Source organism: Sedimentisphaera cyanobacteriorum, from assembly GCF_001997385.1.
In the GTDB taxonomy this organism is placed as follows: domain Bacteria; phylum Planctomycetota; class Phycisphaerae; order Sedimentisphaerales; family Sedimentisphaeraceae; genus Sedimentisphaera; species Sedimentisphaera cyanobacteriorum.
In genome coordinates this window covers 2,194,787-2,218,564 of the sequence record NZ_CP019633.1, presented here as the reverse complement: position 1 = coordinate 2,218,564, position 23,778 = coordinate 2,194,787, and the positions used below count along the sequence as shown (strand labels likewise).

The 23,778-nt window shown below is 46.8% G+C and carries 13 protein-coding genes and 1 pseudogene; 3 read left to right on the top strand and 11 right to left on the bottom strand.

Annotated features, from left to right (window positions below):
* Positions 1 to 28: 28 nt before the first annotated feature.
* Positions 29 to 3,256 carry a DUF7901 domain-containing protein gene (locus L21SP3_RS08975; protein WP_077540762.1) on the bottom strand — a complete coding sequence of 1,076 codons (3,228 nt, stop codon included), beginning with the start codon at positions 3,254 to 3,256 and terminating at the stop codon, positions 29 to 31.
* A gap of 1,561 nt (positions 3,257 to 4,817) precedes the next feature.
* Between L21SP3_RS08975 and L21SP3_RS12390 the strand changes: the two genes are divergently transcribed.
* Positions 4,818 to 6,167, top strand: a complete 1,350-nt coding sequence (locus tag L21SP3_RS12390) for an SMP-30/gluconolactonase/LRE family protein (protein ID WP_077540760.1) — start codon at positions 4,818 to 4,820, stop codon at positions 6,165 to 6,167.
* A 74-nt stretch (positions 6,168 to 6,241) separates the two neighbouring features.
* Here the strand turns inward: L21SP3_RS12390 and L21SP3_RS08965 are convergent, their stop codons facing one another.
* The 6 genes from L21SP3_RS08965 to L21SP3_RS08940 form a co-directional block, all read right to left on the bottom strand.
* Complete coding sequence (locus tag L21SP3_RS08965; RefSeq protein WP_077540758.1) at positions 6,242 to 9,220, bottom strand: UvrD-helicase domain-containing protein; 2,979 nt, start codon at positions 9,218 to 9,220, stop codon at positions 6,242 to 6,244.
* Entirely contained in the window at positions 9,217 to 12,396 is a 3,180-nt protein-coding gene (locus L21SP3_RS08960) for a PD-(D/E)XK nuclease family protein (protein WP_077540756.1), read from the bottom strand. The genes L21SP3_RS08965 and L21SP3_RS08960 overlap by 4 nt, the downstream gene beginning before the upstream one ends.
* 12 nt (positions 12,397 to 12,408) lie before the next feature.
* Entirely contained in the window at positions 12,409 to 13,053 is a 645-nt protein-coding gene (locus tag L21SP3_RS08955) for a riboflavin synthase (protein ID WP_077540753.1), read from the bottom strand.
* 110 nt (positions 13,054 to 13,163) lie between these two features.
* Positions 13,164 to 13,610, bottom strand: a complete 447-nt coding sequence (gene ndk / locus L21SP3_RS08950) for a nucleoside-diphosphate kinase (RefSeq protein WP_077541919.1) — start codon at positions 13,608 to 13,610, stop codon at positions 13,164 to 13,166.
* Between the two features lie 176 nt (positions 13,611 to 13,786).
* Positions 13,787 to 14,620: an alpha/beta hydrolase gene (locus L21SP3_RS08945; protein WP_077540751.1), complete on the bottom strand. Its 834-nt coding sequence runs from the start codon at positions 14,618 to 14,620 to the stop codon at positions 13,787 to 13,789.
* A gap of 77 nt (positions 14,621 to 14,697) precedes the next feature.
* The gene (locus tag L21SP3_RS08940) at positions 14,698 to 15,201 is read right to left on the bottom strand and encodes a PH domain-containing protein (protein WP_077540749.1); all 504 of its coding nucleotides are present in this window, start codon (positions 15,199 to 15,201) and stop codon (positions 14,698 to 14,700) included.
* A 464-nt stretch (positions 15,202 to 15,665) separates the two neighbouring features.
* On the opposite strand from L21SP3_RS08940, the pseudogene L21SP3_RS08935 reads away from it, so the two are divergent.
* Positions 15,666 to 16,888: pseudogene (locus L21SP3_RS08935) on the top strand (IS4 family transposase).
* 194 nt (positions 16,889 to 17,082) lie between these two features.
* Here the strand turns inward: L21SP3_RS08935 and creD are convergent.
* The 4 genes from creD to L21SP3_RS08915 all read right to left on the bottom strand — a co-directional run bounded on the left by creD (position 17,083) and on the right by L21SP3_RS08915 (position 22,190).
* Positions 17,083 to 18,414 carry a cell envelope integrity protein CreD gene (gene creD / locus L21SP3_RS08930; RefSeq protein WP_077540747.1) on the bottom strand — a complete coding sequence of 444 codons (1,332 nt, stop codon included), beginning with the start codon at positions 18,412 to 18,414 and terminating at the stop codon, positions 17,083 to 17,085.
* 235 nt (positions 18,415 to 18,649) lie between these two features.
* On the bottom strand, positions 18,650 to 19,606 hold the full coding sequence (locus tag L21SP3_RS08925; RefSeq protein ID WP_077540745.1) for a substrate-binding domain-containing protein: 957 nt from the start codon (positions 19,604 to 19,606) through the stop codon (positions 18,650 to 18,652).
* Positions 19,607 to 19,671: 65 nt separating this feature from the next.
* On the bottom strand, positions 19,672 to 20,667 hold the full coding sequence (locus L21SP3_RS08920) for an ABC transporter permease (RefSeq protein WP_077540743.1): 996 nt from the start codon (positions 20,665 to 20,667) through the stop codon (positions 19,672 to 19,674).
* Positions 20,664 to 22,190: a sugar ABC transporter ATP-binding protein gene (locus L21SP3_RS08915; RefSeq protein ID WP_077540741.1), complete on the bottom strand. Its 1,527-nt coding sequence runs from the start codon at positions 22,188 to 22,190 to the stop codon at positions 20,664 to 20,666. Before L21SP3_RS08915 ends, L21SP3_RS08920 begins: the two co-directional genes overlap by 4 nt.
* 420 nt (positions 22,191 to 22,610) lie before the next feature.
* Here L21SP3_RS08915 and L21SP3_RS08910 point away from each other — a divergent pair, with 420 nt between their 5' ends.
* Entirely contained in the window at positions 22,611 to 23,696 is a 1,086-nt protein-coding gene (locus L21SP3_RS08910) for a glycoside hydrolase family protein (RefSeq protein WP_077540739.1), read from the top strand.
* The last annotated feature ends 82 nt before the right edge of the window (positions 23,697 to 23,778 follow it).

Below are 23,778 nucleotides of genomic sequence, written 5' to 3'. Positions count from 1 at the left end.
CTGGCCAGCCCCAATGGTTAATATAATGCTACTGGCTTAATGTGCTTTCCAGCCAGTTTGAAGCGAGCATCTTAAGGTCTAACAGATTAACGCTGCAATCTTCGTTGATATCGCCTTGCAGATAAACCGTACAGCTGGGAGCCTGAGGCATCTGGCTTGCCGGCGTAATATCGCTTGCAGGATAAGGCACGCGCCCGTCCCAGTTTAGCGATATATCCATCGGTTCGCCTGAGCTCAGTTCCACCTGCTGCGGCGATACAGTCATCCAGTCGCTGAACTGCCATAGTTTCTGTTTACCGGGTCTTCCGTAGCTGTGGCCGAAGCGGAAGTTGCCTGCTGTTACCGTTCTGCCGCCAGACCCGCAGCCCGGGCATAGATCATCGATAAACAGCTCCTGTCCGCCTATCTTGAACTGATTTATCGTGCCCTGAATTTGCAGGCTGCCCTTATCGTTTCCGTGGCCGTTTGTAACGTAAATACTGCAGCCGCCGATAGTGTAGCCGTTTATATCGGCAAAGTTGTCGAAATTCGAGAACACCCCGTTCACCTCGAGGTTGATGTTGCCTCCGTATTCGCCGAACAGCACACTGAGACACTCTATGGGATAGTTGAAGGTGAATTCTGCGTTAATATTATCCAGCTCGAGTTCACTTCCAGACCCGCCTGCCTGCCCAGAAGCATCCACCGTTGCTGTACCGCTTGTTGTGCTTCCGCTTGGGAGCCAGAAGAACTCCTTGAAATCAACATCATAGCCCTGAGTATTGAAATAACCGCCTACAGAGTATGAACTCGGGGATTTAACATCGTCGAAATCAGCACATGGAGCTGATGCACTGTCCGGTCCGCCCTGTATTGTGAAGGTGTGGGTTTCAGGGTCTTGGGTGTATGGATACTGATGCACGAATCTGTACTGTCCGAGAAGCCCTTCATCGCCGAACAGATCGAATGCTCCCAATACGTATCCGCCTGAAATATCGGGTATGTCAGTGTTGTCCAGCTCTGCTGTAACGATGTTCCAGCCGAACTCAGGCATAAACCAACCCTGGCTGTTGTCTGGTCCTGCAACGGCGAAAGACATATCCACAGGCTGCGAAACGAGCTCGTGATTGTCTGGATACACCAGAGGCTCCCAGTCCTTGCCAATAGAGTAGGCCTGCATTGATGTGATTTGAATATCCCCGTCGTAATCTGGGTATGTATCTTTGATCTTTATTTCAATCTCGCCGTCGGCAGTGTCGCCTGACATATTGGTAAGCATAATTTCCTGCCATAAGCAGCCGTCTGATACGAGATTGCCCTTGTATTCTCCATCTACAACAAGCTCTGCACCTATCATCCCTGCTACTGCTCCTGCCCAAGGGATCTTGTATCTGAGCTTTACCTGCTCAGAATTCGGATTTACGTTCATAATCAGATATACAAAAGCGCCGCTGTCGTTATAGCCGATTCTCAAAGCCTGATCACCTGAACAGTCGTATGCGCCTTTAGATACGGAGCCGTTTTCCTGATATGAATGGCTGGAGCGGTCTTCCCAGAAGTCAAACTCATCGGTTTTTACAAGCGTATCCTTCCAAGCTACTGCCTTATCGTTCCACCCGTTTTCGGGGCTTGTGGTTTTCCAGCCAAATTTTGCGCTGCTGTAGCCGTCTATATCTGCCGAAACACCGAGCCAGTAAACAACAGGTTCTTCTTGAGAGCCCTGCTGCTCGAAGGCCTGAGATTCGGGTATATCGATTTCATACTGCCAGATCCTGTTGTCCCAGCTTATAGGCGAATTGGTAAACGGATCCCAGAAGTATTCCTGCTGGACAACGCTGTACTGGCTTGTTGTGAAATCAGTAAAACTGCCTTCCCAAAGCACCTCTAGCGGCTTTGAAGCCTCGTTATCCGGGTCGTCATCGGGATTTTTCGGGTCATCGCCCACAGGGTCGTCGCTGAATATCTTGAGACGAAATTTCTGAACGTTCCCCGGAGGGTCGCCTTCTCCATAATCCTGATCCCATGAGCCCCAGAGATAGATTTTGCTGATAATCCCTTCTTCAGTGCATTCGAAATCATCTGCTAAGAGCCTCGGAATCTCGTCGTAGCTGTCGCATCTGATGTCTGTTCCGAGCATGGAATCGTAAGGCGGCTGAAGATATTTTGTCTGCTGCCCGCCCGGGTATGTGAAATACACGTCGTCATACCATACCCCGTTCCAGTTCTGCAAAACGAATTCTGTGGTTATCGTTACATCATTGCAGTATGGTACCGGGTTGTCTGAGAGGTCCCAGTCTGCTGTGATATCGGATCTTGTCAGGCCTGGAACGTGATCGCTGCTTTCTGTAATCACCGGCGCATTGTCGGTGTGCCAGTCGATGTCTGTGTTGTAGCCGAGGATGTCGTAGTCTGTCCAAGCGGTGTAATGCAGATCGGTTGCAGATTCGAGCTCGTCCTGATGAATCTTATACGAACCAACAACAAGCTGAGTAGGCCCGTCTGATGGGTCAACGGGGTTATCGGTAGGTGTTAGGGTTGCGATATGCTTGATAAACCAGTGATTCGCTGAGAAATTGAAATACCAGCCGCTGCCTTCATTATACCCGCCCGGATTTGGGTTTGTATAGTCGTCGTAGGTGTAGGTTTGGAAGTCTGTCCCGCTGGTGTCGCGGTCTGAATCGGCCACAATAACCTCATCCGGATTGCTCCCGAGCTGTGCAGACGACCCGTCATCTCCCCAAGCAGCGATAGCGTGCCCGCCGCTGGGGCTTCCGCCCGGGGAGGTGCGCGGCCTGCTGATGCTCAGCCCCACCTGCTTGTAATCGCGCAGCATATTGCCGATATCCTTAGCGCCGCTGGAATTAGACCACGGAACTTTGGATTTATTCCCGTACACATTCACAACGGTATATGGATTTGACGGCCATACATTGTTCGATGAGCTAAGCCACCATGTAAGAGCTGTATCAATCCAGCCCCCGTCCTGTGTGCCGTGGGTGTTGGAGGGATTTATAGATTCCTGCCATGTGAGCATATCCAAATAGATATCTTCCGCTCTTTCCTGAATGTTCCCGCCGTTTCCGTAGCCCGCTCCTGCGAGCAGATTCGAGGCTGAAGCCATCCAGCAGCTGTTGTCTGTGGGGGGAGTGCCCGAAACGAGCCCTTCATTCCCCGAGAGGAACTCCTTGTCAACATCGCTTGCCGGGTCTCTGCGCCATTCGCCGAAAACTAAGCCCGCCAAGGACATAATCAGAATTGTAATAATAGCTTTTTTCATAATAAAACTCCTTGCAAAAAACTTTAAATATTTCCCCTGCCAAAAGGCAGATTACGCACTTATTTGCTTAAATTTAAGGGTAATTGTTACAAGTTTTTTGATATGTGCATCGAGGAAGTTTAGCTGTGCTTGAAATTTTAACCCCATGATTTAAAGCTGAGCGTATCATTCAAAAAACGCATTTTCAAGTTAAATAAATCTATCGGCTCAATATGGCGGGAAAAAAATAAGAAAACCGTAAATATACTTATTTTACAAATGGTACAAATAGGGGACAGTTACCTATTTTTAACAGTAATAAGCTTTATAAAATAATGAGATAGGGAATTGGCCGGGATAAGAATTGGGCTGAGATGAGGCGGCAAGTGGTTCGTCAAGAGCAGCTGCCGCGCAACAAGCATATTTGCTCGGTTTAAAGCCTTGATGAAGCAATTACACAGAAAAAAAACTGTCGAGTAAAAGCCTGTGAATAATCAAAGAAGCTGCAAACTCACATCAGTTGAAAACAATTATTAGGTAACTGTCCCCTATTTTATAAAAGAATGTCTAGCGGGTCCGCCACGACGAACACCGCTGTAGTACGTTTACGGACAGAGCCAGCGGTTCGCTGCTTAATAATGTAGCGTCATACAGCGGAGGAGCGCAAGCTCCCCGCTAGGATAGCGAAACGTGAAGAGCCGGCGGTAAGCGAAAAATCTTTTCTAAAAGAATGCCTAGCGGGCGACTTGCGTCGCTCCGCTGTAGTACGGGGAATGTTAAACAGCGCAGATATTTTTATGAATGTAAAGCATTTCTGTAAAACAACTTACAAAAAATCCTTCGCGCCCCTTCGCTCCCTTCGTGGTTTAAGAAAATTACCCGCCGAAAAATCCTGTCAATCCTGTAAATCCCGTCAAAAAATTCTCCCCTCCGTTTCCTTCGATACCTCTGTGTAAAAACTTCAGCCCCCGCATTGGTGGAGAATATCAAATTGCGGGGCAGCTCTCTGGCCGGAGATGAGCAAAACAGCCTCAATTAAGAATAATTTAACCACCGATTTAAAAGGAATGTTAAACATTGAGCCTGTCCGCCGCAGGCGGAGAGTTATCGGAGGTTATCGGAGAAGATATAATATTGGACAGGATTATTTTAAATTTGAGATAGGGGTTTTTTAGACAGGATTAACAGGATCTACAGGATGAGATGGATAAATTGCGCAGATTTAATGTTTTTTTTACCACGAAAGGCACGAAACACACGAAGGGGATATGGTTTTGATTTATTTTTTTTTGTCCACAGATAACGCAGATAACACAGATATTTTTAAGAATATAAAGCATTATTATAAAGAATTTATATCATAATTCTTCGCGTCCTTCGCGTCCTTCGCGGTTTAAGCACATCCAGCATTAAATTCGAGTCGTAAGTTCTGCACTCTGAGATTCACAAAAGCCATTTTTTAATTTTCTTGACCTTTAGCTGTTCATCTTGTAGAATTGCAGATATGTTTGGAAGAAAATTTTGCAGCCGAGTAAACCGGAGATGTCAGATTAAATAACCAAGCTGAAAAGAAAGTAAGATTATGCTAATCAGAAAACTTGCCGTCCTAACACTGTTTGCACTGCCCGCCGCTTTTTTATCTGCTGAAAACTCCAATCAGCACCCGCAGCCATACCAGCTTAAAAAGCTCGCAGATTCTTTCGCCTTCACCGAGGGCCCTGCGTCAGATCCAAACAGCAGCATCTTCTTCACAGACATCCCAAACAACAAAATTCATATCTACACCAGCGAAGGCGAACTGAAAACCTTCCTAAAAGGCAGCAAAGGTGCAAACGGGCTTGCCTTCGATCAGTCCGGAAAGCTGATTGCGTGTCTTGGGTCTGCAGGGGCAGTTGCATCAATCGATCAAGATAAGAACATCAAAACACTTGCCTGTGAGTACAAATCAAAGCCCTTCAACAGCCCGAATGACCTCTGGCTAACCCCCGAGGGCGGAATATACTTTACAGACCCCCGCTACGGCCGCAGAGACAATCTCCCTCAAGACGGCGAACACGTTTACTATCTCCCTCCAGACAGCAGCAAAGCCGTTCGCGTAATCGATGATATGGTGCGTCCAAACGGGATCGTAGGCGACACAAAACGAAATCTTCTCTACGTTGCAGACGCAGGGGCAGGGAAAACCTACCGCTATACGCCCAAACCAGACGGCACACTCGAAAACAAAGAGCTCTTTGTGAAATTCGGCTCAGACGGCATGACTCTCGACAGCCGAGGGAATTTGTATATCACCAACAAAAACGTAATGTCCTTCAACCCTGAAGGGCGGCAGATCCTCACGATTGAAACCCCGCAGCGCCCGTCAAATCTCTGCTTTGCGTCTGAAAAAGAGAAAAAGCTTTTCATTACCGCCCGCAGTTCGTTATACTGTGCAATTATGGAGAATAAACTATACTCATTTACTGTTAATGATATCGATTCAAATCCGACAGCTCTGTGCGAATATCAGGGCAAGGTGATTCTGATTGTCAATGTTGCGAGCAAATGCGGCTTCACACAACAATATGCCGACCTCCAAAGTCTCTACGAGAAATACAAGGACAAAGGCTTCACTATACTCGGCTTCCCTGCCAACAACTTCGCCAATCAGGAGCCGGGCACCAATGCCGAAATCAAAAATTTCTGTACTACAAAGTTTAATGTTACTTTCCCGATGTTTTCAAAGATTTCGGTAAAAGGCAAAGACATCCACCCACTCTACGATTACCTGACCGACAAAAACCAGAGCGGCGAGAACGCGCACAAAATAACTTGGAATTTCAACAAGTTCCTCATAGACAGGGCAGGAAACACAATAGCCTACTTCGGCTCAAAAACCAATCCGATGGAGGAAAAGATCATTCAAAAAATTGAAGAAGCTCTGCAGGAATAGCTGTAAAATCTTTTATGAGAATGTCTTACATTCAGTAAAACTCCGTGAAATCTGCGTAATCAGTTGATAAAGGCTCAGATTTCAAGGAGGCGGCCCTGTTTTAGGAAGTAGAGTTTTTTAGCGGATACGGGTTTTTCGAGTATTTTTTCAGCGGCGATTGCATATGCTGTAAGCTGGCATTTATATACTTCCGCCCTCTCGCGCACCTGCTCTTCAGATACGTTATCGGTTTTGAAGTCTATGATTTGTAAGTCGTTATCCCGCTCTATGAGCAGATCGATTACGCCCTGGACAATAAGCTTATGATCCCCTTTTTCGCCCAGCTTTTCAGCCTCTATGTATGCGGTAAAGGGCCATTCGCTCCGGCTCTTGCTCTCAAGCGAGCATCTCCCCTCAGAGGTTCTGAAAAATGCGCAGATGGAGCTTAGGTCGCTGCTGGATAGCATATCTTCGTCTATAAGTTTCTCGCGGGCAAGTTCCTGATATACCCTGCGTGCATAATCAAATCCTTCAAACCGGCCTGATTTTATAATCCTCTCGAATACAAGGTGCACAGCAGAGCCCTTCAGCCTCGGGTCTGTTTGAGTTTGCTCTTCGTTTGCATCCGAGCTGAATGCATGGGAAGGCTTGAATTCTTTATGCCCAACCTGCGAGGCAGATATCTTTACCGGCCCGCCCTGCGGATTAACAATTTTGTCTGTAATTGAGCACCGAGCAGTGATGTCTTTCAAATCCAGCGGCCGGCTTGAAGCGGGCTGAGCTGCCTGCCCTCTGAAGCTTTCTGTAATTTTTTCGACCTCGCTTTTGCTGATAAACTCCGGCTCGATGCAAAGATAAATCCAGCTCCAACAACTCTCTTCCGGTGTTTTGTCTTCCTGTTTTCCCGCCCCTATAAGCACGAGCTTTTCTTTAGCCCTTGTTACCGCCACATAAAGCAGGCGTTTTGCCTCATCGATCCGAGCGAGTTTATTTTCGTTTTTAATCTGTTCGTAGAGCATCGTTTTACTGTTTTCTGTGATGTCTGAGTTGATTGCGAGCCCTGATTTCTCGCTTACAATCACCTGTGAGGTGTTGTTTCTGGGAGCTTTTTCCAGATCCGGCATTATTACTACCGGGAATTCGAGCCCTTTGCTTGCATGCACAGTCATCAGTGAAACGGCCTCGCCCCCGGGCGGGGTGCCGGCATCTATATCCTTATCCGTAAGCTTCTCGAGGTAGTCCAAAAAGCCGGGAAGGCTCGCAGAACCGAGCCAAGAGCTTATATCCTGATAATCTGAGGCGAGGCTGTGGAGCTTGAGGAGATTATCCCTTCTGAAGCCTGCCCCGCTGATGGAAGATGCAAAGGCAAGGTAGTTTTTGTGGTTTATGATTTTCCAAACCAGCTCTGGGATTTCTAAAGAGAAAGCCTGCTCTCTGAGGGCTTGTGTTTCTTCGAGAAATTCTTTGCATTTTTCAGCCAGCTCACCCGAGCCTTCTGCAAACTGCTCTACTGCCTGAGCGGTAAGTTTTCCGCCTGCCGATAAAATTGCGGCCTGAAGCAACTGATCCTCTGTGAACTGATAGAACGGGCTTCGCATAACTCCCGCCAAAGCAACCTGATCAGTCGGGTTGTTGAGGTATTTGAGCATTGAGAGAATATCGATGTATTCGATGGATTCTTTCAGCTCGGCTCTGCCCAAAACCTTCAGCTCTATGCCTGCACGTCTGAACTGCTCTACATAGATGCTGTAATCGTTTTTGAGGTCTTTTTTGAGGATTGCGATATCGCTCTTTCTAATCTCTCTGGGGGTCTGCGGGAACTGGCTGTCGTAAATCTTTCCCTCGCTTAGAATCTGGCGCACCTTTTCGGCAGTGAATGCCGCAGTAAGCTCTTTTTTCTTTTGGGCATTTGCGTCTGCAGTGATGAAGTACTGTTCGCAGGGCTTCCCGGGCAGGCTGAAGGGCTGAAATTCAGCAGCAGCTTCGAGCTGGTGGTCTTTGCTGTAGTCAACGAGTGATTCAGGCGGCTGCATAATCTCGCTGAACACCTTGTTGGCAAAGCTGATTATCTCCGGCCTGCACCTGAAATTATTCGAAAGCGATTTTGCTGCTTCGGGTTTCTTGCGTATTTTCTCATTAAATAGATCAGGCCTTGCGTTTCTGAAGCCGTAAATGCTCTGTTTTATATCGCCCACAAGGAACATATTGCTGTTTTCGAGCAGGTCTATTATTCTGTTTTGGATGCCGCTGGTGTCCTGAAATTCATCCACATAAATCTGCCTGTACTGCGATTTGATTTGTCTGGCAGATTCTTCATCTAAGAGGATTTTCAGGGCGAAATGTTCGAGATCTGAATAATCGAGCACATTTAGCGTACGCTTCTTCTGGGCAAACTTTTCGCGGTATATTTTGAGTATCTTGCTGAATGCGAGACGGGAGATATTGCTTTTTTCTGCAAAACCGCCCTGCGAGTTTTCCTCTGGCAGGCTGCAGCTTTCAATCCATTTCTCCGGTTCGGGAAGACTGCTGCAGAAATCGCTTACCTGCGAAATTTGGCCTAAGATTGAATATTCGCTCGAGATATCGGCGTTTCGATTTTCAAGCATCTCGGCGGCAGGGTCTGCGAGCTGGTCATCCCCCCAAACCTCTTCCATAGTTTCCTGCAGGGCATCTGTTTTTAGAACCTGTATCTCAGAGCCGTGGGCTATTCTGAACGATGCGCTCACGCCGGCTTTGAAGAAATAATTTCGCACAATCTTTGAGCAGAACGAATGGATAGTGCTGATCTGGGCGGTATCGATAAGCTGAAGCTGAGATAAGATATGCCTCTGTTTATCCCCTACGGCGCTCTCGGCTCTGTGCCTTAGCTTATCAAAGAGCCTCTCTTTCATCTCGCCCGCAGCGGCGTTTGTGAATGTTATCAGCAGAATCTTCTCTATACAGCCTCCCGAGGATATAAATTCCAGCACCCTTTCAATAACCACAGCTGTTTTACCCGTACCCGCTGAAGCGGTTACATAAACGTTCCCCTCAGCGTTTATGATATCCTTCTGCTGACTTGTCCAGCTGCTCATTGTTTGCTCATCCTCTCATTGAGAATAATTTTCAAATCGTCAACCCTGCTCACTCCCGTGAGGATTTTTGGAGAATTAAACAGCTCTTCGTATCTGCATACCGGACGGAAATTGCAGTATTCGCAGGGCAGGCTCCCCTTAATCGAAGCTGGAGTAATCTTAATGTCAGCCTCTGCTATTTTTGCGGCAATCCTCTCAGCGGTTTCCAGAGACATATTGAGCAGCTCTTTGAAATGCCCCGGGCTGAGCACATCTGTATTCTTGGCAAGATTTCCGTCTTTTTTAACCTTGAGATTGAATACATCGCTGCTCTCACCTTCGCCGAGGTTTTCAAAGCACCTCCAGAAGCTCTCGTTTATAAAGCCGGAGGTTTTGAATATCTTCACCTGCCTGTCCTGAATTTGTTCGATTGAGATTTTGCAGCCTGATTGTGGCTTTGTGCCTACATACAGGAAACCTGCCGGCGGAAAACCCATCTTCTCGAGAGCCTTGCAGTATAGGGGGAGCTGAATATCAAGCCCGTGTATGATTTTTGATAAGTCTCGTTTATAGTTGGAAAGCTTGTAGTCAAGAGCAAGGGCAAGTTTTCCCCGAGAAGGGTGCTCGTATAAATCGCAGCGGTCTATAAAACCTTCCATATAGATAGAAAGCTCTGAATCTTCATAGAGTTTGATGGAGTTTGTCTGGCTTGAGAATTTCTTTTCAGAGCTTGCAAGCTTGAAGCTGCCCAGAGATGCCATTTTGCCGCAAAGCAGGACTAAGTCTTTCGCATTTTCCTTAAGCGTGTTAAGCACGAATTCTGAGTGCCTGTCCGCAGCTTGGAATTCACTGCCGGCCTCAAGGAGCTTTTTTATGCAGTCATCCGCAAGGCAGAGCAGATCTGAAGCGGGGCAGTCGAAGCCTTGCCCATTTTCAAGCAGTCTTTTTGAAACCGAATCCATAACTTTATGTATAAAGCTGCCCTGCTCGAGCGGGTCGAAAGCGGCAAATCTCTTCGCTTCAATCCCGAGAAGCCGCCCGCAGAAAAACATAAACGGACACTTTGCATAATCCTGCAAAGCGCTGACGGAGATATCTTTTTTCCCCTTATAGAAACTCCGCACAGTTTCGGCGGAAAGCTCTGTGCTGTTTGACCAGGAAGCAGCCCTTTGAAAAACCTCCAGAGATTCGAGCTGGCCTGCAGCATCTGCAAGAGAAAGCCTTTCCGAGGCTATAAGCGCTGAGAGCCTTTCCTGCAATACTTCGCTGGGAATGCGGAGCTCGCAGAGAGCTGTATAATTTTTTGCGGGCCTGCGGTTTTGGCCTGCAAGGGATTTCAGGATATCAGCCGGCCCTTCTTCGCTCGCTGAAGGGAAGCTCACGAAAAGCCTTTCGCTTGCCCTTGTGAGGGCTATGTAGTTGAGGTATTTTTCGGATTCTGCCATTTCCTTCATCGGCTGGGGAATATCCAGCCCTTCATCAGCAGCATTCTGCCTGTCGAGCTCGCTTAAAACCCCTTCTTGAGGTTTGCAGGCGGGAAAATCGCCCCGCAATGCGCCCATAATAAACAGAGCCTTCAGCTCCGGTTTTCTCGCGCGGCTTACGTCTCCCGCTGTAACTTCTTTTCTTTCTGCGGGTATTTTGCCTGTATTACAAACCACAGCCTCGCTTCGGAATATATTCAAAAACTCCGCAAACTCGCTTGCAAAGCCGCTGAAGGCGATGTTCATCTCCCGCAGTATTTTTTCGGCGGCTTCTGTGAATAAACGACTCTGCTCGGGAGCAAGGCAAGAATGATAGCTGATGAAGCTTTTTACAGCCTGCGTAAACTCTTCAATCGAGATTTTTCTTGAGTTGCGCCAGAGCTCGGCAAAATTGAATAGCGGCTCAAGCTGGGGATAATTTCGGATGCTGCCGAGCAGAGCCTCGCTTTGAACACCTGTTTTCATAAGCTTATTCTCTATCGAAACAGCCGTATCGAAATCTGCCGGCGAGCAGGGGTTTTTCAAATACGCTGAGAGGTCATATGTTTTCAGCCCTGAGCTGATGAAAGCAAGGGCAGTGAGTATGCATTTTGCGAATACATCATCCTGAAGCGGCTGGTTTTTGTCTATAAACAGCGGGATGCCGTAATCGGCAAACACCTCTCGCAGGTGTCTTTGGTATTTCGAAATTTTTGGTGTGATAATCCCGATATCCTCAAAATTCATCTCGCCTGCCGCTGCCATGGAAACAATCTTCTCAGCAGCAATCACAACCTCATCTCTTATCGATTCGGGATTTGCTGTTTTTACAGTCTCGCTTTCAATCAGCACCTGCCTGTCGGCAGCAAGGCTCTCCTCGAGCTTTCGAAGCTCCTCTGAGCCGTTTATCCATCTGCCCCCGCTGGAGAGCTTTACATATTCAATATTAAAGCCGCCTGCTTTTTGAAAGTCTTTCTCAAGCTGGGCGAGGGTATTGTTAGATGGGGAGAATACAGGATTGCTCGGGTTTTGCGGGTCTGCGCAGAAGGTTATTGCGGTTTGCTCTGCTCTTGCTGCGAGCTGTTTGAGCACGTCCCTTTCTGCTGCGCTGAATCCCGAGAAACCGTCCACCCAGATAAGTGAATTTTCCGCAAAGCTGCTTTCGGGTATCTCGCTTACGAGCTCTGTTAAGTATGCGTCGGGGTCTCTGTATCGGTTGTGAATGAATTTGGTGAACTCATCGTATATGAAGGCGATATCCGAAAACTTCTGGTATGTGTAGAGGTTTTGTTTTTCCCTGAGATTTTCGGCTGCGGTTTTGAGATTCAATGGCGAGAGATCGCTTGCGTAGAATTCGTCTATAAGCTTTTCCAGCTCTTCTGCATTGAGCCTTGAGGAGGAGATATCCGAGAAGATGCTCAGCCTGTCTGAATTCTGCTGAAGGATGCGAAGAAGAATCATACGTTTTGCGGATTTGCTTATCGTCTCAAGCGTCCTGTTTTCGCGAAGGATCCAGTAAGACAGCCTCGAAAATGAAACAACGCTGAGTTTGTTGTATGCCTGCGGGCTGCATCGCTTCAGCACGGCCTCTTCCATCTGATAACTCGCCTGCTCGGGCACGAGGAAAATAAGCTTCCTTGAGTCGTTTTTATCTTCAAGAAGGCTTACTATTTCCTCAATGCAGAGCCTTGTTTTCCCTGCCCCGCTTCTCCCTGTTATGAATCTTATATTCATATAACAATCTGCCTAAAAGCCCATCTCCCTGAGCTTTTCTATTGTAAGTCCGCTGTCTTGTGTTCCTGTAAGAACTTCAAGCTGCTTTCTAACCGCACGAACTATCATATCCGTTTCGATGTTTACAGGGCTGCCCACGCTAAGCGTTTTGAGGTTAGTTCTCTGCCAAGTTTCCGGGATAACAGCGCAGCTGAACCCTGCATCTTTCAGTGATGCTGTCGTTAGGCTTATCCCCTCCACGCTAACCGAACCCTTTTTTAGGAGCATTTCTGATATTTCACGGCTAACGCTAACCCATATTTCATAGAAATCGCCCTTTTTCTCAGTACGTTCAAGTCTGCCGACTCCGTCGATATGCCCCTGCACTATATGTCCGCCAAACCTGCCTGAAGCGCTCATAGCAAGCTCGAGGTTTACCTCGCTGCCAATCCCTTTCTCCCGGAGGTTGGAGAGCCTGAGGGTTTCACTGCTTACATCGAAACTCCAGCTGCTGGAGCTTCTTTTCGCTGCGGTAAGGCATACCCCGCTAACTGAAACGCTGTCTCCTTCGGATATATCCTCTGAAAGCCGGCCGGTGTGAACTTCCAGTAATGCCCCGCCGGAAGTTTGGGAAAAACCTTCTATCCGGCCTGTCTGCTGAACTAAACCTGTGAACATATTTGCTGATTCTCTCCTAAATAATCCTGCTTAACAGTATAAAATATGCCGGCGGAAGCTCAAGGAAATTGCGCATAAAAAAAGCCGCCGAAGCAGCTTTTATGTTTTTATTATTCCAGCCAGTCGTCTGTGCAGAGGTCGTAGCTGAGAACCTCATCCTCAGAGAAGAAAAGCGGGATCTCGTATTCGGCCGTCTCAACCGAATCAGACCCGTGCACAAGGTTGCTGGTTTTGCTCATCGAGAGATCGCCTCTTATTGTTCCCGGAGAGGCATCGAAGGGCGATGTGGCTCCGATAACCCTTCTGGCAAGCTCAACTGCATCTTTCCCCCGCCATACCATCACAAGCACAGGCGACGAGGAGAGATATTTGCAAACCTTATCGTAGAAAGGCTTTTCTTTGTGTACAGCGTAATGCTTTTCGGCAGTTTCTCTGCTCACCAGCATAAACTTAGAGGCGGCAAGCTTCAGCCCTTTGTTTTCAAAGCGTTTCATTATCTCCCCGCACAGGCCTCGCTGCACAGCATCCGGCTTTACTATTATTAAAGATCTCTGCATTCGGCTGTCTCCAAATTTAATCCCGAAAAGTAAAAAAGCGAGCTTGTTTTTATCAAGTTTTCGCATAAGCTTAATTTCCTGCTATTATGCACGAAGACGATTTTTTTTCAAACAGATAATTTTCTCTCCATTGAATCAAAGCACCAGATAACTTAAAAGTTTTTCGTCCTATTATATTACTGCTGAATTCTCTTTACGATCTCTTGGATTGTCTCGAGCAGGATCTTGAATCCTGCATGGGGCATTTCTCCGTGGTTGTAGCCCTCGAGTTCGTAGATGCTGGTTTGCTGATGCCCGCAAACCTTCATCATCCTCCACATATATGCGTTTTCTTCGTATCGGCCGAGCATTTCCAGATCTCTGTCTCCGGTAATGATCACGTATGGCGGGGCGTCTTTGCGAACGTGATAGAGCGGAGCCATCTCATCCGCTATTGGGCGCGTGCCGGGGATGCCGCGTTCCTTGCGAACGGTAAAATGGGTGATTGTGTGTCCGCTGAAGGGAATTAGGCCGGCGATATCATCTGCATCAATCCCGAATTCCGCCAGATAGCTCTTATCGAGCCCTGCCATACTGGTGAGATAGCCGCCAGCTGAATGGCCGGAAACGAATATCTGCTCACGGGAGCCGCGGTATCTCTCGATATTCTCAAACGCCCAGGCGATTGCCGCTGCTGCGTCTTGAATATATACCGGCGATTTAACTTGCGGATAAAGCCTGTAATTAACGGCGGCAATGATAACACCCTTCTCCTTGAGCTGAGTGGGGATGTATTTGTTCCCGCCGGTAAGCCCGCCTCCGTGAAACCATACCACAGTGGGGAAAACACCTTCCTCATCGGGGTAGTACAGATCAAGCCGGCAGCGCTGCTTGATATAGCTGTCCGCCTCGGCCTGAGCCGGATTACGGTAGAGAATGTTGGTTTCGGTTTTATAGTTTTCCGCTGCAATAGCGGGCAGTGAACAAAAAACAGCAGCGAGAATGATTGCAAACTTCGGTGCAGCTTTCATAGAATGTCTCCTTTGGGTCTTTTTGAACATTTTATTTTGAATTAGGAGCTGTATTCTAATCAATCAGGGAGCTGAGACTATATTTTTCTGAAATTTTTGATTTGTGTTACAAACTCCTCCGGCTTATCCGGCGAAACCACCACCGTGCGATTTGCAAACTTCAAAACCACTGTGCGGCTTGTGTCTGTAACAAATGCACGATAGGAACCGAGGGCTTTATTGTGAAATGCGCCGGCGAAACAAAACAGCCCTCCATTGCCGAATGTACGAATCGATTTTGACATTGCTTTAGGCTTGGCCTCTGCGGAAATAAGACCCGTTAAATCTAATCGTGTATTCCAGACCAGACGCCGGATGATAAGTGTGTTCTTTGTAAGAACATAACCGCGAATCGTAAATAAGGCGGAGATGAGGAGTATCGCAAGAGGTATTGCTGTCATGCTTACTGCCCCTTCGAGGGCTGTTTCGGAGGCTGTAAAAATCCCAATAAGCGCAATGCCGGCAAGGATAACTGCGAACACACCTGTCATAAATTTCAAAGACTTGCTCCAAGGGGCGTTAAATGAAGCAGATGATTCCATATTAACTCCTTTATATTACTTGTGATAAATGCCGAACAAACGGGACGAACATAACCTATGCCGCGGGCAGTATCCCATTAAAATTACGGCCGAACTGTTCTGAACAGCGAAGGGCTACTTGATGGTTAGAGAGCATTTGCCACTTGTTTTTATTCTACCAATCAAATATCCTTATGCAAGAACGTTGGCAGTCCCGCCGTTTTTCCCGCGGCAAGAAATAGCTTACCCTTTAATTGCAATATTCAAAACACCTCAGTTGCTTAACTTGAACTTTGTTGAATACAAAATTTAGAATAACGGCTTATATGCCAATAATTAAGGTTGCTGCCTATATTATTTTGTGCTACAAAAAACTGTCATTAAATAAATTCACAGCCATCCCATAGGCTATTAGTTTCGAAGTATTTATTTCCAAATATAATGACATAAGTTACACTGTAATCGCAAAAAAACAGGAGTAACTTATGCCACCATGTAAGCACAAATATACCATACTCAAACAGATTTGTCAACATATTCCTGCACATCTTGTTTCAAAATTGTCTCGGTCTTTCGGTATTGACAAGCAATCACGAACATTTTCTTGCTGGTCGCACATTGTATCTATGCTTCATGTCCAGATTGCTCACAGTCTCTCGCTCAACGACGTTTCCGACACATTGCGTAATCATTCTGGAGCTTTGACTCCTATCCGCCGTGCAACCCCTCCAAGCAGGAATGGGCTTTCTCATGCAAACAGGGTTCGAGATCCTCTTATGGCAGAGACTCTCTTCTGGGAGGTGCTGTCCCATATCCAGAACAAACATCTTGATTTTGGGAGAGGCCATAAGTATTCCGGCCTTCCGAGGCGTTTTAAGAGAGCAATATATGCGGTTGACTCAACCACGATCCAGCTTGTAGCCAACTGTATTGACTGGGCTAAACATCGCAGACGAAAAGCGGCTGCAAAGTGCCATATGCAGCTGAATCTCCAGACGTTCCTGCCTCAATTTGCTATTGTAAAAGAAGCCTCAACCCATGATTCGACAGAAGCTTATCAGCTCTGTCAGGACCTTAAAAGCGGCGAAATAGCGGTTTTTGACAAGGCTTACGTGGATTTTAAGCATCTAGCAGATCTTGACAGGCGAGAATTATTCTGGGTTACCAGAGCCAAAGATAATATGAAATATCGTTTTGTTAAACAGAATACAGAACCAAAAGGTAATATCCAATACGATGCTTTAATTGAACTTGAAATGCCGAAAAGCCGCGAGGCATACCCGAAGAAGCTCCGTTTAGTTAAGGCTTATGTGGAAATTAACGGCGAGAAAAAGCTTATGAAATTTATCACGAACAATATGCAGTGGGCGCCGAGCAGTATTTGCGACCTATATAAGTGCCGCTGGGGTATAGAGGTGTTTTTCAAGCAGATAAAACAGACTTTGCAGCTAAGCGATTTCCTAGGGCATAGCCAAAAAGCAATTCTATGGCAAGTATGGACGGCTATGCTGGCTTATATTTTAATAAGGTATATAGGTTTCCTCGGTCAGTGGAAAGGAGCATTCAGCCGATTGTTTACTTTACTGAGGGGTTATTATTCAGCCGGCTGGATGTTTTTAGCGTTATGGCTGCCTGTGGGACAGCACGTGGTTCACCGCGTATGGTTGGCAGCCCTCAGCAGGCTTATTTGCCGGGTTTTAATATGTAGCAAGATTTTACGAAAATAAAGAGGTGAAAAGAGAGCGGGCAGTATTGAGCAAAAAACTGCCAATTGAACAAAAGCAAAAAAAATGCAAACTGGGGTAATTCAAATCCTTCAAGAAAAGGGCGTTTTAATACAATAAACAAGCCCTCAACGATAAATTTATGGACTTATGGGATGGCTGTGCTTTCGGAAGTATTTTAGAATATCCTGCTTTTTCGCGTTATAAACATAATCGCAGCGAGGATTATGAAAAGTCCCCACGAGCAAACGAGCAGAGCGGTATCCTGCAGGTTCAAAACGAAATACCAGAATCCGTAGAGCAGTGCGAGAGTGATGAACATAGCCAAGGCCGCCTTGCCCTTTCTGGATATTGCCCAGCAGTATGCCGAATTCAGAATCGTCATAGCAGACGCGGAAATAAGGAAGGCTGGGGCGTAGCTGAGGTGTTCGCTCGTTGCAAGAAGGATTATGTAGAAAAGAGTTGAGGCAGCTCCCACAAGCAAATAATGGAAATATTGAAAACTAAAATCGCAGGCCGATTCAATCAGAAACATCGCAATAAATGTGAATATCACGAAAAGAATCGCATATTTCGCAGTCCGCTCATACTTATGATACACATTCACGCTGTTGAAAAATTCCACGCCGAAGAACGACTCGCTGATTCTATACTCGCGATTGTTCCATATCTGGGGGTATTCGCGGTTCATCCCAAGCAGCTGCCACTCGGCCGAGAAGCCCGAATCGCTAATCTCTCGCTGTTTCGGGAGAAACTCCCCGCTGAAGCTTGGATTCGGCCATGAGGATTGGATTTTAACCTTTGTTTCACTGCCCAGCGGAGCGAAGGAAAGGCCGCCCGCACCCTTTACGTTCAGATCAATACTGAACTGCACTTCATCCCCGAGCTTCTGGTTTATAAAGCAGTACAGATCGCCCTGAGGGAATGTTCTTATCTCAGTTGCCCCGCGTTTGAATACCTTTGAAATGCCGTTGATTTCCGCCTTAATCGTTTCGCTGAAAGACTTGGTGCTGTTGACAAAGAACGCCAGCTCGGGCTTGCCGACAGTAACATTCTCTTCGCTGATCTTCAGCTGCTCTGCTTCGGGGAGAACGAACTTTCCCGAAATGCTGATATCAGAATTGTAAACCACCGCCTCGTATATGCTTCTGTATCTCACGTGCGCATCGGCCTGCGAGTCGATATTCAATGTTTCGGGAAGCACGACGATTTTGCCGTTTGCTGTTTTAACTGTGGTGCCGGTTTTGGTGCCCGTTTTATCGTACTCCGGGACAAGCTCGCGTTCCTGATAAGGCAGAATGACCACCGGGCCGGCGATTGTCTGCCTGCCTCCGCTCCATTTCTCGCTGATCTCCATCTTCACCTGCTCGCACCTGCTTCGCCGGCTTCGCATAATCCCGTCGAACATACCCAGAGGAATCAGAAACAGCAGAAGGGTGATTATTATCGCTGCAAATTTGATAATAGCATATTTGGTGCTCCATGCTCCGGGAACGCTGTATTTCTGCATTTTTATGTTTCCTTGAAGATTTCGGATTTAAACAGCTCAAAGGCGGATAAAATTAACCAGATATGCAAATATAATATATCGTTCCGAATTATTCAACAACAATTAGAGCAGCAGAATATTTTTCAACAAAAAACTGCTGAGCTCACCTGAGCTTAAAAGCTTTCATCTGCATAAATGCGGTATTTTGAGTAATTAAATATCCCGGGGCATTGCTTTTAATTCTTTATCAGATTGCTTAATTCGCTTCGAGCTCACGGCCGCCCTTATCAATGTTAGCGGGAGTAAAAAAACGTGAATCAAGCGTTATTTCTTTGTCAACTTTTTTGCCGTTGAGAATTTTGAGGGCAGTTTTAATGGCTTCTTCCCCGCCGGTGGGATATTCGAAACTTGCTGAGAGAATGCCCTGTTTAACATAGGCCTGGCCTTCCTGCGGCAACCCGTCGATTCCCACAAACATTATTTCATTCGCTCTTCCGGCAGCTTTTGCGGCCAGATAAGCCCCGTGAGCTCCAGGGTCGTTATGTGCATACACCAGATCTATATCTTCGAACCTTGCCAAAGCAGATTCCATCTCTTTTCTGGCATTAGGCTCGAGCCATTTCATATCAGCTTCGAAGATCACGTTAATCTCGCTTCCATTTATTCCTTCTCTAAAGCCAGCGTGTCTGTCCTGACCGGGCGTGGAAGTCATCAGTCCTTTGAGCTCTACAATGTTTCCCTGTCCGTCAAGTTTGTTCACTATCCATTCCCCTGCAGCCTTGCCGATTTTCCTGTTATCTGCGCCGATAAAACAGGTGTAATTGTCTCCTAATATTCTGCGGTCTAAAACGATTACCGGGATTCCCTGATTGCAAGCCTGAGATACTACAGGGGTTAAAGGTGCGGCTTCTTTAGGCGAGATAATTATTAAATCCACCCCAGCACTGATAAATTCCTCCATCTGTGCCTGCTGTTTTAGAGTATCATTTTGAGCATCTTTGAAAACCACTTCAATTTTCGCTGCCTCATCGGCAGCAGCCTTGATATCTGCATTCATCTGCACTCGCCACGGTTCGCCCAGATTACACTGGCTCATTCCGATTTTCCAGCTCTCAGAGCCCGATTCATCGCCTTGGGGCGTGTCTTTTTTTGCGCAGCCGATGGTAAACAGAATTACAGCAGCTGCAAATGCAAGTATGTTAAGCGTTTTCATAATTATTTTTTCCTTTCTTAAATTTATAGGTCAGCTTAAAACAAGCTGAAGCTGATTCAAAAGCGTTATTTGTTTTTCTGCAGCAGAACCGCAGCGATAATTATTATGCCGGTAAGCATCAGACGCTTGTCTTCGCCTACGGCATTGATGCTGAGAATCTTTTCGAGATAACCGATAGTCAGTATTCCGATGAGCGTAAGCCAGATGCTTCCCCTGCCCCCTTGCAAAGTAGTCCCGCCTATTACCACCATTGCAATGGCGGACAATTCGTAAGAAATCCCTGCCTCCGGGTCGCCTTGGAATTCCTGCGAGGCTTGGCATATTCCTGCTGCCGCAGAAAATAATCCGCTCATACCGAAAGCCAGAATCTTCATTGATTTCACAGGCACGCCTGATAGACGAGCGGCTTCTTCATTGCCTCCGATTGCGTATATATAGCGGCCTTGGCGGAGCTTTTTGAGCAGAATCCATGAGATCAGGATACAGCCCAGAAGTATCACCGTTACAACTGCTATGTTCCCGCCGAGTATTTTGGCGTTAATGAAGTTGAATATTTCCGGGATTTCGCCGTATTCATAGCTTCCGTCAGGCTGCTGAACGGCTGTGGAGACCTTCTGCCCGCCTGAGAGCCACTTAGCTACACCTCGAGCAAAAACCATCATAGCAAGTGTTGCTATAAAGGCCTGCACCTTAAACTTGCCGATAAAAAAGCCGGACAAAGCCCCGCAGCACGCCCCAGCAATTAGACACAGCACAATCGCCAAAGCAGCTCCCCACTGCCAGTGTATTGAGATCAGCGAGAACAATACCGCTGTAAGGGCTAATACACTGCCCACAGACAAATCTATCCCGCCTGCAATAATCACAATAGTCATCCCGCAGGCCAGAATGCCGTAAACCGATACCGCACGAAGCATATCCCTATGCGTGCCCCATTTAAGGAAGGCGCCGTCAGCGTTGAAAATAAGCCCCAGAACGATCACCACTATCAGCGCCCCGAGGGCGCGGGTTGTAGGTGAATGCAAGAAATGAGCCGATGATTTCGTTAAATCCTTTGTCATACTTTAAGTTCCTCTGTTTGTCCCAAAGCGGCGTTAAGTATCTTCTCCTGCGTCGCCTGTTCACGGGTAAACTCTGCAGTTACCCTTCCGCGATGCATTGTCAATATCCGATCGCTCATGGCCAGCAGTTCCGGCAATTCGGATGTAATCAGTACTATCGCAAGCCCTGCTTGAGTCCATTGGTTCATCAGATCATATATTTCCTGTTTCGCCCCCACATCCACACCTCTAGTTGGTTCGTCGAGCAGAAGCACCTTTGGTTCGGTCTGAATCCATTTGGCCAGCACTACCTTCTGCTGATTGCCGCCGGAAAGAGAATTTACCGGCTGATGAAGGCTCTCGGCCTTCAGTCGAAGAGACTGAACTGTTTGGGAAACAGCTTTTCGCTCTGCTGAGGGATGAAGCCAGCTCTTACTGGAAAACTTTTTCAGCGAGGCAAGCGAAGCATTTCGAAGGATATCCATTTCTATCACAAGCCCCGTGCTTTTTCGGTCGTTGGTGAGCAGGGCCAAACCTTTCTGAATAGAGCTTGCCGGATCGGTAATCGGTTTTGGGACTCCGTCGATTTTCAAAGCTCCCTCTGCGGCTTTTCCGAAGGAACCGAAAATACTGTGAAGCAGCTGTGAATTACCGGATCCCTGCAAGCCTGCAATGCCCAGAATTTCCCCTGCACGCACCTCAAACGAAACATCATCCACAACCGGTACGGGATTTTCCGGAGGGCCAGGAACAGTAATCCTGGCTGCTTCCAGCCTAACATCGTCTTTGGCCGATTGCGTGCGAGCAAACTGCTTGTTTAACTCGCGCCCCACCATCCATTGCACCAATTTATCTGATGGCAGGTTTTCGGCAGTTTCTGTGCCGATGTAACGACCGTCTCGAAGTACTGTAATTCGATCTGCAATTTGATATATCTCTTCCATTTTATGCGAAATATAAACTATCCCGCAGCCGGACTGTTTGAGCTGGGCGATAATGGTGAACAGTTTTTCCACTTCCGGCTCGGTCAGGGCGCTTGTCGGCTCGTCCATAACGATGATTTTGGAATCACAGGACAGTGCTTTGGCTATTTCCACCATTTGCTGAAGACCTATAGGCAGCTGGTCTGCCGAATGGCTGACATTTATATCCAGCCCCAGCTCGGCAAGCAGTTTGCGAACTTCCTTCTTCATTTTTTCATGCTGCACCCAGGAAAAACGGTGCAGTTCTCTGCCGAGAAAGATGTTTTCATAAACGCTCAGCGACCCTACGAGGGATAATTCCTGATGGATGATTGAAATACCGTGGGCAGAGGCTTCCTGAACCGAGCTGAACCTCACCGAAGCGTCTTGATTCATACGTATTGTGCCGGAATAATCAGTAAGAATTCCGCCGAGAATTTTCATTAGTGTGCTTTTGCCTGCCCCATTCTCGCCTGCAAGAATATGCACTTCCGATGGGTGCAAGTCGAACTTGGCATTTTTCAACACTTGCACAGTCCCGAAAGACTTGCAAATATTGTCCATTTCCAGCAATGCAGTCATAAAACCATTTCTTTATCTCAGGATTTTACAGCTTTTGCGGCAGAGCATAAATTTACAACACAAAACCGCTGCTCCGCTTCTAAGACTCTAATTCACTAATTATTAACGCTTTCATATATTGCCAAAGCCTCGTTTAGATTGTCAGTATAGTGTGGTAATGAACATTTGTCTATCCCAAAAGGATACACCCGTTACCGCATACCATACAAGACAGAAATCAACTGATTCAAGAGAAAGATTATATCTTCAGCATAGTCAGTTTCTAATCTTAATACAATAAACAGCAGCTTTTTTCAAAGAATTTTCAATTTTTTTGTTTTCTTCGGAGAAAATCACAAATTCAGCCTTATCAGGATATAATACTTTGAGCAGAGTTTTATAAGAGACAAATAATTCAGATGTTAGAAAGGTGTAAACAGTATGTTCAAATCAGCAGCAAAAGTCTTTCCGGTTATCTGTATGTGCGTTTTTTTGGCTGCGGCGGGAGCTGCGGGCGCAGAATTCAGTATTGAGCCGATACCGGCAGAGGCGAAGGAGAATTTCCTAAAAAGCAAAACAGCGAAAAACGTTATCGCTAATGATAAATATTACGTTTGGGGGCTCAGCGTTGCTAAATGGAAAGACGGCAGATATCACGCTTACTACAATCGCTGGCCAAAATCAAGGGGTTTCGGTGCATGGCTTCACAGCAGTGAAATAGTCCATGCAGTTGCCGAGAAACCAGAAGGACCGTTCGAAACTAAAAACGTGGTATTAAAGAGCCGCAAATCCAGCGGATGGGGGCTTGTGAATTCCTCGAATCCATACGTATGTCTTGCGAATGGGAAAATCTGCCTGTACTATATTTCGAATGACATTTCAGAGATAAAAGCCGGCGTTGAAGAGTCTGAGATTTTAAGCCAGAGCTGGCTCAGCCAAAACGGCAAGACAGTAAGAAACACCCAGCGGATAGGCGTTGCAATTGCAGACAGGCCTGAAGGGCCGTTCCGCCGCAGTGAATTTCCTGCTGTTGTTCCGCACGGGAATTTCAAAAATATAGCGGTTAATCCTGCGGTTATTTATCAGGACGGCAGTTATATGATGATTATGAAAGGCGATGATGCCCGAAGAGAGGGCTGGTTTAGAATACAGCTTATCGGAGAATCCGAGACTCCCGAAGGACCGTTTAAGTTTGACCAGAAGCCGGTTTTCGCTAAACGGCAGACAGAAGATGCGTGTATATGGTATGATAAAGGCCTTGAGGAATACTTTATGGTATGCCATGTTTTGGGAGGCAATGATCTTCGGTGTTTCAAGTCCTCAGACAAGAAAAACTGGGAACCGAATTCACAGCCCGTTTTTACGGAAAAACACATCAAACTTGATAACGGAAAAATCTGGAATCCAAGACGTATGGAAAGACCGTTTGTTCTTACAGATTCGCAGGGCAATCCCGTGATGGCGTATTTTTCGGTATTATATGAAGGCAGAAGCGGGAATGTTGCCGTGCCAGTAACGAAGGAATAGCTCTCTTGAGTTCAGCGGTAAATTTTCATAAACCCTTGTCAATAAAGAACTCGATTTTTCTCGAAGGCACTACAAACCTCTT